Source organism: Sphingobacterium athyrii (assembly GCF_003071065.1).
Classification (GTDB): Bacteria; Bacteroidota; Bacteroidia; order Sphingobacteriales; family Sphingobacteriaceae; genus Sphingobacterium; species Sphingobacterium athyrii.
In genome coordinates this window covers 835648-855066 of record NZ_QCXX01000001.1, presented here as the reverse complement: position 1 = coordinate 855066, position 19419 = coordinate 835648, and the positions used below count along the sequence as shown (strand labels likewise).

At 41.6% G+C, this 19419-nt stretch carries 10 protein-coding genes; 8 read left to right on the top strand and 2 right to left on the bottom strand.

What is annotated here, in order from left to right; genetic code table 11:
• Positions 1-86: 86 nt before the first annotated feature.
• The 4 genes from DCO56_RS03920 to DCO56_RS03900 all read left to right on the top strand — a co-directional run bounded on the left by DCO56_RS03920 (position 87) and on the right by DCO56_RS03900 (position 8598).
• The gene (locus tag DCO56_RS03920) at positions 87-3266 is read left to right on the top strand and encodes a SusC/RagA family TonB-linked outer membrane protein (protein ID WP_108632411.1); all 3180 of its coding nucleotides are present in this window, start codon (positions 87-89) and stop codon (positions 3264-3266) included.
• 19 nt (positions 3267-3285) lie between these two features.
• A complete protein-coding gene (locus DCO56_RS03915; protein ID WP_108632410.1) occupies positions 3286-5346 on the top strand; it encodes a RagB/SusD family nutrient uptake outer membrane protein in 2061 nt (686 codons plus the stop codon).
• 91 nt (positions 5347-5437) lie between these two features.
• Complete coding sequence (locus DCO56_RS03910) at positions 5438-6250, top strand: DUF3823 domain-containing protein (RefSeq protein WP_108632409.1); 813 nt, start codon at positions 5438-5440, stop codon at positions 6248-6250.
• 170 nt (positions 6251-6420) lie between these two features.
• Positions 6421-8598 (top strand): hypothetical protein, encoded by a 2178-nt coding sequence (locus DCO56_RS03900; RefSeq protein WP_181390441.1) that lies wholly within the window; start codon positions 6421-6423, stop codon positions 8596-8598.
• A gap of 262 nt (positions 8599-8860) precedes the next feature.
• On the opposite strand, the gene DCO56_RS03895 is transcribed toward DCO56_RS03900, so the two are convergent.
• Positions 8861-9628 (bottom strand): response regulator transcription factor, encoded by a 768-nt coding sequence (locus DCO56_RS03895; RefSeq protein WP_245935770.1) that lies wholly within the window; start codon positions 9626-9628, stop codon positions 8861-8863.
• A 2-nt stretch (positions 9629-9630) separates the two neighbouring features.
• On the bottom strand, positions 9631-12780 hold the full coding sequence (locus DCO56_RS03890) for a ligand-binding sensor domain-containing protein (protein WP_181390440.1): 3150 nt from the start codon (positions 12778-12780) through the stop codon (positions 9631-9633).
• Between the two features lie 172 nt (positions 12781-12952).
• Here DCO56_RS03890 and DCO56_RS03885 point away from each other — a divergent pair, with 172 nt between their 5' ends.
• From DCO56_RS03885 to DCO56_RS03870, 4 genes are all read left to right on the top strand, one after another.
• A complete protein-coding gene (locus tag DCO56_RS03885) occupies positions 12953-14116 on the top strand; it encodes an aldose epimerase family protein (protein ID WP_245935769.1) in 1164 nt (387 codons plus the stop codon).
• 158 nt (positions 14117-14274) lie between these two features.
• Positions 14275-16320 carry a beta-L-arabinofuranosidase domain-containing protein gene (locus DCO56_RS03880; RefSeq protein WP_108632406.1) on the top strand — a complete coding sequence of 682 codons (2046 nt, stop codon included), beginning with the start codon at positions 14275-14277 and terminating at the stop codon, positions 16318-16320.
• A 31-nt stretch (positions 16321-16351) separates the two neighbouring features.
• Positions 16352-18196 (top strand): glycoside hydrolase family 2 protein, encoded by a 1845-nt coding sequence (locus tag DCO56_RS03875; RefSeq protein WP_241254962.1) that lies wholly within the window; start codon positions 16352-16354, stop codon positions 18194-18196.
• 98 nt (positions 18197-18294) lie between these two features.
• A complete protein-coding gene (locus tag DCO56_RS03870) occupies positions 18295-19389 on the top strand; it encodes a family 43 glycosylhydrolase (protein ID WP_108632404.1) in 1095 nt (364 codons plus the stop codon).
• Positions 19390-19419: the final 30 nt, after the last annotated feature.

The following is a 19419-nucleotide window of genomic DNA, read 5'->3' as shown; positions in this document are numbered from 1 at the left end:
AAAACGAATACCAATAAAAACCGGGCTTTCGAGCTCATGAAATACATCAGGTAGTATGATAACTATTTAAAAACCAATTTATTAAGATGAAAAAGGATATAGGGAAATCAAGGCGGCGACTCAGCACGCTGCTCGTGCTGATGGCGCTGGGCATTCCGTCCATCGGATGGGCACAACAGAAGAATGTCAGTGGAAAAGTGCTCGATAGTAACAATAAGCCTATTGCCGGAGTGACAATATCGGTTCAGAATGCCGGTACTCGCATTGAAACAACGACTGATGCGGATGGTAGTTATACTATCAGTGTTCCGGAAGGGAAAAAGCTTTTATTTAAATCACTTGGTTTCAACGCTAAGGAAGAGCTTACTGAGGGAAAATCCACAATTAATGTTGTGTTGCAAAGCGATGATACACAGTTGGAAACTGTGGTTGTTGTCGGTTATGGAACGCAGAAAAAGCAGTCTCTTACAGGAGCTATTTCCTCCGTAAAGGGGACGGAAATGAGGCAGACGAAAAATGAAAATCCGCAGAATATGCTGACGGGTCGTGTGGCCGGCGTACGCGTGTGGCAGAGAAGTGCAGAGCCGGGTGCCTACAGTGCTAATTTCGACATTCGTGGACTTGGTGCTCCACTGGTTGTGATCGACGGGGTTCCTCGTACGAGCGAAGACTTTCAACGCCTGAATCCAAGTGATATTGAAGATGTTTCGGTATTAAAGGATGCATCGGCAGCAATTTATGGGGTGCGTTCGGCTAATGGTGTTGTTTTGGTTACAACCAAAAAAGGGAAGGAAGGGAAGACCACAGTGAATTATAATGGATCTTATACCTTCCAAAGGCCTTCGGGTCTACCTGTATTGGCCGATGCGATCAGCGCAATGACGATCTACAATGAGAAGTCCATGAACAACATCAATGGTGGTAGTCCTATTTATACGGAAAAAGATTTCGAAGATTTTAGAAATGGGACACGACGTTCATCAGACTGGACCTCGTTAATCTTCTCCAAATATGCACCGCAGACTCAGCACGATATTAGCTTTTCTGGCGGTAGTAATAAAGTTCAGTATTATATTGGCGGGGGCTATTCTTATCAACAAGGATTCTTTAAATCAGGTGATCTCAATTATAATAAATACAACCTACGTTCCAATATTTCGGCAGAATTGGCCAAGGGATTGAAATTGGATCTGAATATTAGTGGTATGGCCGATCAGCAAAATAATCCCTATAACAGCTCTGTTGATATTATTCGAAACTATTGGAAACAGGGGATGTTATTCGCCGCGTATGCTGATCCCGAAAATACCTTGTTAAATTATGAGGGACTGGATTTAGAACAAAATACTGTCGCGATGATGGATGCAGATATTTCCGGATACCGCAAATTCAAAAAGAAGACCTTTCAATCCTCCGCTGCGCTGAACTACGATCTGAGTAATTTATCACCTCTTCTGCAAGGGTTTTCCGCAAAAGCATTGATTAGTTATGATTACCGTACGGATAACAATTCCCTATTCAGAAAGGAATATTATCAATATGCGTTGAATAAAACAACGGGTAAATATGATCAGAAACTCTATAATCTGAGCAGCCCGAATCAAATGAAACGGGAGTTTTTCGATAAACAACAGGTATTGGGGCAATTTATCTTGAATTATGATCGAACGTTTGGGGAGCAACATAAGCTATCCGGACTTGTGGGATGGGAATCACAAAAAAGTGACGGCGATAACTTTTATGGACTGAAAAATCTTGCTTTTGGTTCTGATCAATTGCTCGCTGGCGTAGAAGACGGTCAGATGACTTCAATGTATGGCGCGATCAGTGATTACTACAACGAAGCGAAATCGGCTTTATTTGGGCGGGTGAACTACGATTTTGCAGGCCGATACATCGCTGAATTCCAGTTTCGGTATGATGGATCGTCGCGTTTCGCAAAAGGGCATCAATGGGGATTTTTTCCATCAGCTTCAGTAGGCTGGCGTATTTCTGAAGAACCGTTTTTCAAGTCTAGTGATGCACTTTCTTTTGTCAATCAGTTAAAATTGAGAGCAAGTTATGGCGCATTGGGTGATGATCAGTTCAAAGACTGGGATTTTGGCTGGTTACCGGGCTATATTTATCCAGCAACTAGCGGAAATGCCGAAAACGGCTATAACAATCAGTATGCTCCGGGTTATATTTTTGGTGGTAAATACGTCACTGGAGTTACGCGTAAACCTATTGCAAACGAGTTAATTACATGGTTTACTGCAAAAACATTCAATGCCGGTATAGACTTTGAAGGTTGGAATGGTTTATTTGGTTTTACCTTGGATTATTTTGAACGCACGAGATCAGGACTATTTAAGCGTCCTGAAAGCGAATTCCCTACAGTAATCGGGGCTGTTCCGCCCTTGCAAAATGCGGATAGTGATCGTCATATGGGGCTAGAACTGGAATTGAAACATCGCAATAGAATCAATGATTTCTCCTATAATATTCGCGCGATCGCCACGGTAACAAGGAATAAATATTTGGTTTCCGTTGAAAATGGACCTTATAGCAATTCCTATGATCGCTGGCGTAATGATAATCTGAACAATCGTTATCAGGGGCTTCAGTTTGGCTATGAATCAGCCGGTAGATACGAAAATTGGGCAGATATCTGGAGCTACCCGATTTATAAGGAACGTGATGTATTGCCCGGAGATTATAAATACCTGGATTGGAATGGAGATGGTGAAATTAATGGTCAAGATGAGCATCCCTTTGCCTTCGACCAGACACCTTGGGTTAACTATAGTATGAACCTTGAGACTTCCTACAAAAATTTTGATATGAACTTATTATTGCAAGGGTCTGCTCTCGGTTCCATGCAGTATAAAGAACCTCTCTATGCAATCTGGGGATCAAATGGTGGTGGAACGCTGGAACAATATCTTGATCGCTGGCATCCCGTGGATCCTTCCGCTGATCCCTATGATCCGGCAACAGCATGGGTGAAAGGATATTATGCCTTTACGGGAAGATATCCAAAGGAAAACTCTGAATTCAATCGCGTCAGTACAGCTTACTTAAGATTGAAGAGTTTGGAACTAGGATATACTTTCTCAAATCTAAAGCCTTCGTCGACGATGCGTTTACGCGTGTATGCGAATGCCTATAATTTATTTACAATAACAGGCGTACGATTTGTGGATCCCGAACATCCGGATAATGACTTAGGTCGGATGTATCCATTGAATAAGACCTACTCATTAGGCTTATCGCTTACTTTTTAGCACGCAAAAAAATATTCCAATGAAAAAACTACTCATTATATTATCATTAGCTGGCTCAATCGGATTTACCGGTTGCGCCGATCTCGATATTACGCCCAAAAATGTGGTGACAGATCAAGATCTGTTGAACAGTCCCGCTGGCATGGATATTTACATGGCCAGGATGTATAGCCTAATGCCTTTTGAAGATTTCAAATATATGGCACAATGGGGAATAGAATTCAATGGCTGGTTGGCTGCCATCGGCATTGAAGGAACTGGGGAAGCTGTGACCAGGGATGGCATTAGTACTTCCTTTACCGGTGAAAGGACAGCCTATTGGGAGAGAGCATTCGAATTACTTCGGGATGCAAACCATTTGATCGAGAATTTACCCAATTACAAGGACAAGTTTTCTGAAGATCTTTACAACCATTATTTAGGTGAAGGATATTATGTTCGGGCAACGGTATTTTACGCTATGGCCCGACGGTTTGGAGGGATTCCATTAGTGACGAAGGTTTTGCAGTATCCAAACACTTCGGAAAACTTAGAAGTCCCCCGTGCATCGGAAGAAGATACCTGGAACCAGATCCTGAAGGATTATGATGAAGCAATCAAATTAATGCTTCCAAAAGGTCCTAAAACTGGTTATTCTAATAAATTTGTCGCCCTTTCTTTTAAATCCGAAGCCATGCTCTATGCGGGAAGTGTGGCCAAATACAATGAAACTGTTTCCGGTCGCTTGACAGGACTCGGAAGGAAAACTGGTGTACGGGTTATCGGTTTTGACCCCACTACAGCAAAAACCGCTTCACAAAAGTACTTTGCAGAAGCCTATGCTGCTGCCCGACAAGTAATAACGGCGGGAGGCTATTCTCTGTATAAAAAGAAATGGGCAGCGAACGATAAAGATGCGCAATATCAAAATATGGTGGATATGTTTAGTGACCTCAGTAGCCCGGAAAATATCTACGTCAAAGAATATGTTTATCCGACGTTGACACATAGTTTTGATGCATTTAGTTCGCCTTTCACCTTTCGGTCACCACTTTCTGCCGGCACCTGTCCTACGGTGGATTTTATGGAGTTGTTTGATGGATTTGACAAGTACCCTGACGGAACAGTCAAAGTGACTACCGGACAAAGCAACAAGGAGGGTGAGTATAAACTGTACGACAAACCGATGGACTTCTTTAAAAACGCGGAACCTCGCTTGCGTGCTTATGTTATTTTTCCTGATGATATCTTCAAGGAAAGAAAAATGGATATACGGGCAGGGGTTTATACCGGTCAGACTCCTATAAAACCGTTGTTCTCAGATTATTCTTATGCTACAGCGGATACGCGTTATCAACAGCTGGGTGCTTATTCGGGCTCACCAAAGACTTTATATCTGAGTCCAAGAGATGGGAATGGACAGCAAACGGTGGATTACAATGGGCAAAAAATGAATGCCGCTGGAAACGAAGGACCATTCTTTGATAATGGTGAAGCGACACTAACAGGGTTTTATGTACGTAAATGGCTCAATACAAATCCAGCAAAAGAAGTTGGCGAAGGGAAATCCGATCAGCCCTTTATTTTGATGCGCTATGCGGAAGTCTTGTTGAATGCTGCCGAAGCAGCTGTTGAGCTGAAAATGCTGGGAGCGAACCCCACCGATGGAAGCGACCTGCTACAGACAGCAACTACCGCCGTCAATGAGATTCGCTCGCGGGCAGGAGCAGATCTACTTACAGGTACAATAACCGGTGATAATACCGGAAGAGACATTGTTCGAAGAGAGCGTCGTAAAGAACTAGCATTTGAACATAAGGCAAAATGGGACTTACGTCGCTGGCGGGTATTGCATTTTGAAGGTCGGGATGGTTTCTGGGGGACACAAAAGGATAAAAATTTATACAGCAATAACGAGAACTTCAGGTTCAGAGGATTGTATCCGTTTTTTTCCACCGCAACAGGTAAATACTTCTTTGATGCACGATTTCAATGGGTAAGTACCAAAACATTCCGGTACACACCTGTAGACTATTATTTTGAAATTCCCGGTGGAGAGGTGGCGAAAAGCCCAGTGATCGACCAGCAACCCAACCGATAGATAAGTATGCTGTGCTGCGAACGTAATTGAACAGGGCAGTTTTAATTGGAGGAGTGAATTTCTACTATTAACGTATAATGAATTACAAGAGATGAAAAATAGCATTTTTGGCGCGATTGGCATATTATGTATGCTGAGTTCGTGTAGCCTCTTTGAGGCAGATAATTATGAAGCCCCTTCTGTGGCATTAAAAGGAGTTGTCGTTGATGCACAGACGGGTGAACCGGTATTGACCGATCAGGGGAGTGAAGGTATCCGTGTCCGATTGACAGAGCTTAGTTGGGGAGATAATGTGGAGCACAACCCTGACTTTTATTGCATGCCAGATGGAACTTTTCAGCATACCAAATTATTTAAAGGTAATTATCATATCACGGTAGACGGGCCTTTTATCCCATTGGTGCGTACAGATGTTGATGGTAAAGTATTGTCAGACGATAGTAAAACGATGGAGCTGAATGGTTCGCACGAAATAAAAATGGAGGTGCACCCTTTTCTTAAAGTGGAATGGGTTGGCGACCCTACTGTCGAAAACGGCAAGATAAAAGCTAAGGTAAAGGTCACCCGTGCGGTAAGCGAACAGTTTTTTCGCGAAAAAATAGAACCGATGGGAAATTTTAGTCCAGATTTTCTAAATGTTAAGGATATTCAGTTATTTGTTAGCTATTCCTCCACGGTAGGTTATAGGGCACGGGATGAGCGATGGTCAACCAAAATAGACTATAGTGGAAATAGTTTTGATACAAAGTTGGGACAGGTTATTGAGATCGAGTCCGCAAATGAAATTCCGGCTGGTCGTACCGTTTTTGTTCGGGCGGCGTCCAGAATTAACTATGATACCCCCCGCGGTACAGGAATTCTGCGGTGGAATTACAATGAAGCCAAAAGAGTAAATATTCCATAAGGAAATTCGCTACCGGGCTGAACCGGTCAGTTTAAAATATCAATGTTGCAGTTGGATTTTGAATAAGACTGGTTCAGCTTGTTGACCAATAAACAAGCTAATCATATTTCATAGTATGAAAAATGCAGAAGTAAACCATAGGTAATAGCAATGGAAATAGACAACAGATTATGATAAAAACGAACATACTCGCTTTATTGATGCTGCCGACGCTTACCGCGATCGCTCAAAAAAAAGATCCTGTAAAGACGACATTTCAGAGTTCCAGAGAATGGCGCCCGACAATTGACAACCGGGCGGATGCGGTGATGATCTATGGAACAGGAGGGAATCCATCCGACAAGTCTCGAAAGATTCCATTTGAAGAGCGCGTGAAATCCTGGCGTGATAAAGGATATATTACCCATTTTATGACCGGGATTGCCTGGGGCGAGTACCAGGATTACTTTACAGGAAAATGGGATGGAAAGATGCATTTGGATGAGGGACAGGTTGACGTAAAAGGGGATACCATCTGGCATGGTCATATGGTTCCCTATATTGTTCCTACTGAAAATTATTTAAAATACATCAAAGAGATGCATGTCAAGCGGGTTATTGATGCCGGGATTGACGCCATATTTATGGAGGAACCCGAATTCTGGGCACGTGCAGGTTACAGTGAATCATTTAAGAAAGAATGGAAAAAATACTATGGTTTTGATTGGCGACCACAGCATGAATCGCCTGAGAACACATACTTATCCAATAAATTAAAGTACGCTTTATACCTCAATGCACTGAATGAGGTCTTTACGTACGCGAAATCTTATGGAAAAACCAAAGGGATGGATGTGAAATGTTATGTGCCCACGCATTCCTTGATCAACTATTCGCAGTGGATGATCGTGAGTCCTGAAGCGAGTTTAGCTTCGCTTCCCTGTGTGGATGGTTATATCGCGCAGGTATGGACGGGGACTTCGCGTGAACCTAACTATTTTAATGGTGTAGCGAAAGAACGTGTTTTCGAAACCGCATTTTTGGAGTATGGGGCAATGGAATCCATGACCGCACCTACTGGACGAAAGATGTTTTTCCTGACGGATCCGATCGAAGATTGGCCACGGGATTGGGCAGACTATAAGAAAAATTATCAGGCTACTTTCACCGCACAACTTTTGTATCCCAATATTGCTGACTATGAGGTGATGCCCTGGCCTGAACGGATCTATGAGGGACTGTATAAGACAAGCCCCAATAGTGACCAAAAGGAAAAAATACCACGGCATTATTCGACGCAGATGCAGGTGATGATCAATAGCCTGAATAGTATGCCAAAAACGGCCAGTAAAGTTTCTGGATCGACAGGGATCAGTGTCCTGTTGGCAAATTCCTTGATGTTTCAACGTTTTCCGACGCATGCCGGATATGACGATCCACAACTGGCGAACTTTTACGGTCTCGCTCTTCCTTTCCTAAAACGTGGGGTGCCCATAAAAACAGTTCACCTGGAGAATTTGGCGGTTAAGGACGCCCTGGCGGAGACGAAGGTACTCCTCATGTCCTATTCCAATATGAAGCCCCTGTCAGCTGAGGCGCATCAGTACCTTGCAGATTGGGTAAAGAATGGCGGCATCCTAATTTATTGTGGTACAGATCTCGATCCCTTTCAATCGGTACAGGAATGGTGGAACACGAACGGTAAAAATTACCAACGGCCATCGGATCATCTATTTGAGAAAATGGGGCTGAAGGACGGTATGACAAAGGAGGGGAAATATACGTATGGGAAAGGTACTTTTTATGTGTTAAGATCAGATCCCAAAGAATTTGTGGTCAAACCGGATAACAGTCAGAAACTGCTGGACGTGACGAAAAATCTTTATGAAAACAACGGCAAATCTGAAAAGCTACAATTTAAAAACTATTTTACGTTGACGCGCGGTAATTACGATCTGATCGCCGTATTGGATGAGAATGTGAGTAATCAGCCATATCATGTTAAAGGAAATCTAATTGATCTTTATGATCCGGCTTTGCCCATTGTTACTTCCAAAAATATCCAACCGAATGAGCAATGTTTGTTTGTGAATTTAGATCATATAAAAAACAAACAACAACCGCAAGTGTTAGCTTCAGCAAGCCGTATCTACAACGAAACATCGGCTAATCATCACTATTCATTTACGGCAAAAAGCCCGATTAATACCACAAATATTTCGCGGATATTATTACCTAATAAACCAAAGAGCGTGCTGGTGGATAAAAAAGAAGTCTTTTCGGAGGAAAATTGGGATACAAAAACAAAAACGTATCTGTTAGGATTTGAAAATAGCCCCGACGGTGTACATGTAGCTATCAAATGGTAATAGGTGAGACCTCTCGATTTTCAGATAAAGGAGATATAGCAATTCTGATTTTGTGAACTTGAGACTAATTATACGTTAGTTGCCATATCCCAAAAAAGAACCATATTTTCCATGAAATATGGTTCTTTTTTATAGCTGCATTAATAGCAATCTCAATTGAATCCGGGCTAAGTTTGTGACCGTAGTTATTATTCGGCCAATGATTTGATTTAAATTTCCGAGCACAAATTTGATCTGTCTCTAATGAAAAGTCGCTGTTCAATTATTTCGATTGGGCATCCTGGAATTCCGTCGGACTGAGTCCAAACTGTTTTTGGAAATTTCGGGAGAAATGTGTGGCCGAACTATAACCTAATAAATTTGAAATTTCATATACTTTGTATTGTCTTAAACTAAGCAATTCAGCTGCTTTTCGAAGCCTGGTCAGGTTAATCAGTTCATTTGGTGACAGGCTCGATACCAGATTTATTTTTCGATACAATGTGGGTCTACTCATGCAGAGTATGTCTGCCATTCGGTCCACATTAAATTGAGGGTCATCCAAATGTTCCATTATGATTTCGTCGATCTTGAGCAAGAAATCCTGATCACTTTGATTCTGACCGATTTGTTGTATCTGGTACATCGGATTTTTGATAAAAAATTCCTTGACTTTAGTCCTGTTTTTTAACAGACTCACAATTTGAGCTTTTAAAAATGCGGGCGAAAAAGGTTTTTCAATATACGCATCGGCACCATATTCCAAACCTTGGATCTTCGATTCTATGCTATTTTTTGCAGTCAATAAGATGACGGGAATATGTGCATAAGCGATATCTTCCTTAATTTTTTGGCAAAGCTCGTAGCCATCCATTTCGGGCATCATCACGTCACTGATGATTAAGTCGAAATATTCGGACGCGAGTAAATTTAAGGCCTCATTTCCATTGGTGCTGGTGGTGATATGGTAATCTTCATTGAGGTCGTCTGCAATAAATTCAAGTAATTCAGCATGATCATCTACTATTAATAAATTGGCTTTTGCATTCATAATCATTGGTTTGAACTGTGATTTAGCGGTAACGTCAAACGGAATACATTCCAGCGTGAATTTTCGACTTCATATACTAGACTGCCCTGATGTTTTAATGCCAAGGATCTTGTCAATGCTAAGCCTAGACCACTTCCAGGAATGTTCTTATTTTGTTTTAAGCGATTGAATGGTTCAAAAATTCTTTCCCTTTCTTCTGAAGGAATTAAAGCACCGTCGTTTTTCACGGTCAATATAGCAATATTTTTCTGTTTATCCGCCGCTAAATTCACTTCAATATCCTGTGATGAGTATTTTAAGGCATTATTGAATAAGTTATAACAGATTTTATCAAAAGCATCTATGTCAATGTACCCCATGATATCGGGAGCTATGGTCACTGTCATGTTCCTGCCCATGGCCTGAACAGTGACACTGAAATCATTGCTGATTTTTTGTGCTGCCTGACTAATGTTTTCCAGCTCAAAGTGTAATTTAAACCCTTCTGTTTCGACTTGCCGAAAATCCAGCAACTGATTACTGAGCGCAATCAATTTTTCGGTATTGTTCTGCATGGTCGTCAATAGTTTATTCGTTACTGGATTGTGTTCGACTTTGTCCATGAGTTTTTCCAATGGTGCCATAATCAATGTTAAAGGCGTACGAATTTCATGGACCACATCTGTATAAAAATTGATTTTTGAGCGATAAAGCTCTTGTTCGCGAAGATTTTGAACAGTCAGTAAATGTTGGCGGTTTCGTTGTTTTGCCTTTTCATTAAAATGATAAATAATAAATATAATTAGCGCAATAAGGATAAGGGCGTAACAGATATATGCTGGCGTACTTGCCCAGATGGGGGGAAGGATGACAATTCTAAGACTTGCAGCAGTAGGAATGACATTTCCGTTGGGATCTTCCGCTTTGACTGTAAAAATATAGTTTCCCGGTGCAAGCTTAGTGAAATAAACCCGTTGATTGCTGGTGATATCTACCCAGTTATTATCTAGGCCCTCCATCTTGTAACTGTAATGGATGGAGTGGGGGGCTTGGTAATGAAGTGCAGCAAAATCAAGACTAAAGGATGATTCATCGTGTTTCAATTGAATCTTATCCGTAAATAGGATGGATTTGGAAAGTATATTGCCATCTGTATACTGGTTGATCGCTTTGTTATTGATATAGAGATTGGTGATATAGATCGGAATTCGGGTATTGTAATTGATCTGATTGAGTTTTTTTGGATCAAAACGGATTAAGCCGTTGATCGTGCCAAAATAAAAATTTCCCTGACCGTCATTAAATGAGGAATTGTAATTGAACTGAATGGATGGCAAGCCTGATTCCAGGTTAAAAACGCGTTTTTTCCCGTTCGATAGATGGTAACGAACCAGTCCTTTGGAGGTGCTCACCCAAAGATTATTTTGCGCGTCTTCAAGAATGGCCAGGATCACATTGCTGGGCATACCTTCTTTGATGCCAATTTTGTCAAAACCATTTCCAGTAGGCAGTTTCTTTGCCATACCACCTTCCGTGGCCACCCAAATCTGTTTTTTTGAGTCTTCAAATAGGCTATTGATACGGTTGTTTGGTAGCGATGTTGGGTCGTCCTTTTGGTGAGTATAATGTTTGAGTGCTCCGGTAGCAGGCGTATAGCAGAATAAGCCATCCCTCCAGGTGCCCAGCCAGATATTTCCCTGTTTATCTTCAAGCACAGTCGTATAAAACATATACTCGGGAACGTTTCGCAGTATATGAAAAGATTTATTGGCGAAATCAAAACGATACAAACCGCGGGTGGAAGCTGCTAAGATGTTTCCTTTCTTTGTTTTATAGAGATAAAACAGGAAATTACTCTGTAGATCTGGGTTGGAATAACTATTTCTATCAATATGGTAAACAACCTTTTCTTGTTTGGGATCAAAAATATCCAGCCCGTTGACAAAAGTACCGACCAATATTTTATTGTCAAATGGAAGAATTCCATGAATATTATTGTTCGCCAGATTTCCTTGTTTTTCAGAGAAATTTTTGATTTTGCCTGATATAGGATCTAGTTTGGATAGACCGCCATTTTCAGTGCCGATCCATACATTGCCTGTTGGATCTTTGGTAATGATCCGTACAACAGAACCTTTTAGGCTACCAGGTTTATCTTTTGGTAAAAATTTTTCGATAATGCTGTTGTTTTTATGATAATAATTGATGCCACCAAAATAGGTACCTATCCAAATTCCTTGATCCTTATCCTGTAAGATATTATAAACGGCATTATCAGAAATGCCCCATGGATTTTCCTGTTCTTTTTGAATATTGATAAAGCTTTGATCTGCAATTTGATAAATAAAGAGCCCTGACTCGGTCGCAAACCAATATTCGGTATCATTGGGCTGTAAGATGTCTCGAACATAGAGAAATTGCTTTAGGCGATCTGGCCCTAAGATGGATTTCAGAGTCTTGGCTTGTAAATTGTAAACATAGACGCCAGATTTGGAGGTGCCGATCAATAATTCCCCCTTGCGGTTCTCCGTTATTTTTTCGATACTGAACCAGTCTTTTGTACCATATTTTAGTTGAAAGTCCAGCAAGAGAACGGCTTTGTCGACATTATTGATCTGGAAAATTTTTCCTTCCGGAGTGCCAAAGAAAATAGTTCCATTTTTCGTGCAACCGACTGCCGTAATATAAAGATCCGATTTGGTGATTTGCTTAATTTCGTTGTTGATCAAATGATGGTAATAGAGCATACCATTCGATATAAACCAGATCCTTTTTTTTTGATCTGTAATGATAACTGGGACATCCGAATTTTCAAACTGTTTACTTAATAATCTAAACTGTTCATCGATGGGATTGTAACAGTAGATTCCCTGATCCGTACCAATCCATATCCTTCTCTTGAAATCTTCTTTCAGGGAGATAATATTATTGCCCCCTAAGCTGTTTTTGTCGGAAGCATCAAAATGTTTGAAGCTATTTCCGTCGAATCGGTTGAGACCATCTTTAGTGCCGAACCAGAGAAATCCGTAGCTATCTTGCATGCTGCAGATCACCGCATTGTTTGAAAGCCCCTCATTTATTTGATAATGGTTAAAATAATAGGGTTGTGCGTGGATAAGCAAAGGAGACAGCAGCAAGAAAAATAAAAAATGTAGCGGCTTAAGGTTGATCATGATCATTTGGTTATTGATACAAAATAGCTTAAAATTGAAACAATTTAATCCCAAAAGAATAAAAAAAAATAAGATTTTAGTATCTGTATTGCAACCAATAAAATTATAAAAAATATGGATAACAACGCATTTGTTATTCAACAAAGATTATAAACTGTTTAAATCATAAGAAATGAAAGGAAAATTGATGGTGCTGGGTATTTCCGGTTTACTTACCTATTGTTGTCTGTCCTGTCAACAAATGAATAGTTCAAAAACGGCTTCAAAAGACACGGTAGCAGCCTTAATGGACACTTCATCATTCAGCGCGACAATCGATACAAAAAAAGTCCATCTATATGAATTGACTAACAAAAACGGTGTACAGGCCTATTTTACTAATTTTGGAGCCCGCGTTGTTGGTTTATGGGTACCGGATAAGGAAGGTAAATTGTGTGATGTTGTCTTGGGATTTTCTAAGGCCAGTGATTATAATAATCCCAAAGAACCATTTTTTGGAACAATCGTGGGACCTTTCGGCAATCGTATTGCAAAAGGGCAATTTAAGCTGGATGACAAGAACTATACGCTGGCTGTCAATAATGGACCGAATACATTACACGGTGGTTTCAAAGGCGTACATTTTGCGCATTGGACCTTAAAGAAAGCTGATCGGTCGTCCCTTACTTTTGCGTATACCTTGCCGGATGGACAGGAAGGATTTCCGGGCAACATTCAGATGGAAGTTACTTATACGCTCAATGACAAGAATGAATTGATGATCGCTTACCGAGCTGAAACTGATAAAAAGACAGTGATTAATTTAACAAATCATGCTTATTTTAACTTGAATGGCGAGGGCAGCGGAACGATTCTGGACCACCAGCTTCAATTGTTTGCCAATCAATATACCCCCGTCGACAGTACCTTGATACCTACAGGACAATTGGCCGAAGTAAAAGGAACAGCGTTTGACTTTACCTCTCCCAAGACTATTGGAAAAGATATCAATGCCACAGATAGGCAGCTTACCTATGGAAAAGGATATGACCATAATTTTGTGTTGAGCAAGGAGAAAGAAGGCGAGTGGTATAAAGCCGCACAGGTCGTGGGAGATAAGTCTGGTATTATCATGGATATTTTGACCACCGAACCGGGGATTCAATTCTACAGCGGCAACTTTATGAATGAGCAAGTGCAGTTAAAAAATGGAAAAAAAGATTCTTTTCGGACAGCGTTCTGTTTAGAACCACAGCATTTTCCGGATGCGCCAAATCAACCCAACTTTCCAACAACAATTGTAAGTCCTGGGCAGGTCTATCAAACGAAATCCCTGTATCGTTTTTCAATAAAATAGTATAGATTAATAATGATTGGTTTTGGAAGTACATCCCTATGGGGATGTGCTTTCTTCTTTTGATACAAATAGGCAGTCTTTTGAGAAAAATCAATCGTCCAACTCATTGATTAAATCTTATTTTTGGATAATCAGTTATAAAACTAATCAAGCCAATAATGACAAAAAAAATAGGTCTATTATCTTATTTCATTGGAATTTGTTTTTTAAGTTCTGCGCAGAGCAATGCAGTAGTCGCCGTTGATCAACTACCGGTTGAGGGTAAAAATCTAAACTATATTAACAACCGCCTGCCGTTAAAACAGAACGCCCTGCTGAAGCTACCTGTAGGAAGTATTGTTCCGGAAGGCTGGTTAGGCAAATACCTGGAGCTGCAGAAAGATGGTCTTACGGGGCATCTTGGTGAAATTAGTGCCTGGTTATCAAAGAAAAATAATGCATGGTTGAGCTCCAATGGGAAAGGTGATTACGGTTGGGAGGAAGTCCCCTATTGGCTGAAAGGTTATGCAAATCTGGGGTATATTCTGAAAGACCCTAAAATAATAGCCGAATCAAAAATATGGTTGGAAGCAGCAATCAAGAGCCAACGGCCTGATGGCTACTTTGGTCCCCTGATCTTGCGCAACAATAAACCTGACCTATGGGGTAATATGATTATGTTATGGTGCTTACAATCCTATTATGAATATAGCTCTGATCAACGTGTGCTAACCCTAATGACCAACTACTTTAAATGGCAGTCAAATTTACCGGATAGCTTTTTTCTAAAAGACTATTGGGAGAATAGTCGTGGTGGGGATAATTTATTATCAGTCTATTGGCTTTATAATCGGACCCAAGGGAACGAATGGTTGATGGGCCTTGCAGATAAAATCCATCGTAACACAGCCAACTGGCGGCAAAAAGATGACTTGCCCAACTGGCACAATGTCAATGTTGCACAATGTTTCAGGGAGCCGGCGACTTATTATCTCAAAAGTCAGTCTGCTGAAGATCTGAAGGCGACTTACAATAATTTTCATTTTGTCAGACAAGTATTTGGTCAAGTGCCGGGCGGAATGTTCGGCGCCGATGAAAATGCCCGTCCGGGGTATACCGACCCGCGGCAAGGAGTCGAAACTTGTGGCATGGTCGAACAGATGGCCTCAAATGAAATTCTCCTTGGAATAACCGGAGATCCATTTTGGGCAGATCACGCGGAAGAGGTGGCCTTCAATACGTATCCGGCAGCGGTAACAGCTGATTTCAAAGCGCTACGTTATATCACTAGCCCAAATATGAGCATTAGCGATAGTCATAATCATGCTCCGGGCATTGATAACAACGGTCCATTTTTGATGATGAACCCTTTTAGTTCACGCTGTTGCCAACATAATCATAGTCAAGGATGGCCATATTATGCAGAGCATCTGTATATGGCAACAAACGATAATGGCGTTGCCGCAGTACTTTATGCTGCATCCCATGCAGATATCAAGGTCGGGGACAATCAAAAGATTCAGATTAAACAAGCCTCCAATTATCCATTCGAAGAATCTATTCGCTTTACAATAGGAACGAATGGAAAGGCAGCTGATTTTCCGTTCTACTTGCGGATTCCTGCCTGGGCAAAACAGGCACAGGTCAAAATTAATGGAAAGGCACAGACCGTTGAGCCAGGTGCAAAGTACATCCGGATTGACCGAAAATGGAAAGATGGAGATCAGGTGGAACTATTGTTGCCGATGTCCATTGAGTTGAATACCTGGACGGCAAATAAAAATGCGGTTAGCATCCAACGGGGGCCATTGACTTATGCCTTGAAGATTAAGGAGAATTACGTGAAAAAGGATAGTAAAGCTTCGGCTATTGGTGATTCAAAATGGCAGGAAACCGCTGACCCGACCAAATGGCCTTCGTATGAGATCCTCCCGGCAAGTGATTGGAATTATGGCCTTGTCCAAAATGAATTGCTTGCTCCAGATCAATTGAAAGTTGTCAAACGGGCGTGGCCAAAAGATGCCTTTCCATTTGAAGCGGATGCGGTACCTATTTCCATTTTGGTAAAAGCGAAACGAATTGATGGCTGGAAAATAGATGAAAATGGATTGACCGGTGTATTGCCATTGAGCCCAGTGGAAAGTCAGGCAGCAGTTCAACAAGTCGAATTGATTCCAATGGGGGCTGCCCGTTTGCGTATAGCAGCATTTCCGACAGTAAAGTAATTAAAGATATAAATGATATAACGATTTTTTTATGATGAAGAAAACCTTATTTTTTGCCAGTCTGATGATGGCTGCACAATTGAATCTTGCGCAGGAATGGAAGCCGGTAGGCGATCACATATTGACCTCCTGGGGTGAAAAAGTGACTGCACAGAAACCACATCCAGAATATCCGAGACCACAACTGGTGCGGACAAATAACTGGCAAAATTTAAACGGCTTATGGAAATATGCCATTACTCCAGTAAATGCAAAAGAAATTCCCCAACAGTGGGACGGAAATATCCTAGTGCCTTTTGCGGTAGAATCTGCACTTTCAGGGGTTGGTAAGGAAGTTGGTAAAGATAAAGCATTATGGTATACCAACACGATTACCTTGGATAAGTCGGTCAACAAAAATAATGTTTTGCTCCATTTTGGCGCTGTGGACTGGCAATGCGATGTATATGTAAATAATCAATTGGTCGGTAGACATGAAGGCGGTTTTGACCCTTTTTCGATGGACGTGACCCGTTTTCTCAGAAAAGGAACTAAACAGGAAATCGCGATACGTGTATGGGATCCGACAGATGAGGGGCCACAACCAAGAGGTAAGCAGGTCAATCGTCCGAATGGCATTTGGTATACGCCGGTTACCGGCATATGGCAAACGGTGTGGCTGGAAAGTGTGCCATCATCTTATATCGTGACAACAAAACAGACACCGCGTTTGGATGAAGGGATACTTGCCTTCCAGGCGACAGTGGCAGGTAGTCAGGCCGGTGATGAAATTAAAGTGCGGGCACTAAACGGAACTCAAGTCATTAAAGAACAGGTGGGACAACCAAATGCAGCTTTCGAGCTTTCCGTTCCGAATTTGGAAGCCTGGTCGCCCAATAATCCGAAGCTTTACGATTTGGAAATTCAGTTAGTCCGCAAAGGGAAGGTCATTGACCAAGCAAAAAGCTATTTCGCGATGCGTAAAATTTCAATGGGAAAAGATGAAAACGGGATACAAAGACTCCTATTGAACAATAAGTTTACATTTCAGTATGGACCACTTGATCAAGGCTGGTGGCCCGATGGCTTGCATACAGCACCTACGGATGAAGCCCTAAAGTTTGATGTAATCAAGACAAAGGAAATGGGTTTCAATATGATCCGTAAGCACATTAAAGTTGAACCCGCACGGTGGTATCGCTACTGTGATAGCATTGGTATGCTTGTCTGGCAAGATATGCCAAGCGGCGATCTCGGGGGAAATCATTGGGACATGCAACCTGGGAAAATATCTGGCGGAAATCGGGATAAGGTGCGTTCAGCAGAGTCTGAAGGATATTATAGAAAGGAATGGAAAACCATCATGGAGGTTTTGCATAATTACCCGAGCATTGTGATTTGGGTGCCTTTTAATGAAGCCTGGGGACAATTTAAGACAAAAGAAATCACCGAATGGACGATGGCCAATGATCCATCCCGTTTGGTAAACAGTGCCAGCGGCGGTAATTTTATGGAAACCGGCCATATACTGGATATACACAACTACCCAGATGCGGCAATGCCGGATCCAAAATTGTTTGGCGCAAATCAGGTATTGGCATTAGGTGAATTTGGAGGCTTGGGACTTCCCGTAGATGGTCATTCCTGGCAACAAAAAGACAACTGGGGCTACCAGAGTTTCAAAAATAAAACCGAACTGCTCGAACGGTATAAACAATTGATCCGTGATTTGACAAGACTGATTCCTATGGGGCTGTCGGCAGGCGTTTATACACAGACGACAGATGTGGAGGTGGAAACCAATGGTTTGATGACGTATGATCGTAAAGTCATTAAAATGCCTGAAACAGAATTAAACGCTGCCCACCAGGCCCTCTATCATGCGCCAACGAAATAGTCTTAAAGGAACATCATGAATGGAAATTGTGACGGCTTTCATATAATTTTTTCGGATACAAGGATAGGAAAGCATCTGGATAACATAAAATTGATAAAATGCTGCAGTCGAACTCGTTAAAATATTGGAGTGGCGTAGTGGTAATCCTGAGCCTGTTGAACTCCTGTAGAAGTTCTTCAGGTTCAGTTACACAACCTGTTCAGACCACGCGGTCTTCCGTAAAAAACACAACGTATATAAATCCTGTCTTTGAACCGATACTCGCAGACCCTACAGTGGTACGTAATCCAAAGAATAAATTATTTTATGCTTATGGAACAGCTGATAATTGGGGCGATGGCAAGGGACAGCGTTTAGTTTCTATTTTGCAGTCAAAAGATCTAGTACATTGGACCTGGATCGGAACGGCATTTTCAGCCAAGCCCAACTGGAAGCCGGAAGGTGGGATTTGGGCGCCAGATGTGGTGTTATTGAATGGGAAATATATAATGTACTATGCTTACTCCACTTGGGGCGATCCTAATCCCGGTATTGGGGTGGCCCTAGCGGACAAACCTGAGGGGCCATTCGTGGATCAGGGCAAACTGTTCGATAGTAAATCGATCGATGTACCCAATTCGATAGACCCCTATTTTTTCAGGGAAAATAACCGGAACTACCTCTTCTGGGGAAGTTTTAGCGATGCCACTACGCAGGGGACTTTTGGTATTCCTTTAAATAATGATGGAACGCAAATCCCCGATCTTAAAAAGAAATTTAAGGTTGCAGCTGGTGATTTTGAAGCTGTGGTCATCCATAAGAGAAAAGGCTATTATTACTTTATCGGTTCAAAAGGATCGTGTTGCGAAGGCGAAAAAAGTACTTATCATGTCCTCGTTGGCCGATCAAAAAAATTGCAGGGCCCTTATCTGGATCAGGAAGGCCGTGATTTGACACAAAGAGGAAGCGGAACATTATTACTGAAAGGAAATGATAAATTTGTGGGCACAGGGCATACTTCCCGGATTATAACCGATGATCAAGGCAACGATTGGTTGCTTTATCATGCCATAGACCCCAAAAGGCCACGTGTTTCTACCGGGGGAAATCGCCGCATGCTATTGCTGGATAGGGTAATCTGGAAAGAAGATTGGCCTACGATTGAGTGGGAGACAAGTAGCGTTGTGGAAAAGGTCGCACCTGTCTTTAAATAGTTTTGATTAACATTTTGACGGAAATTGGAT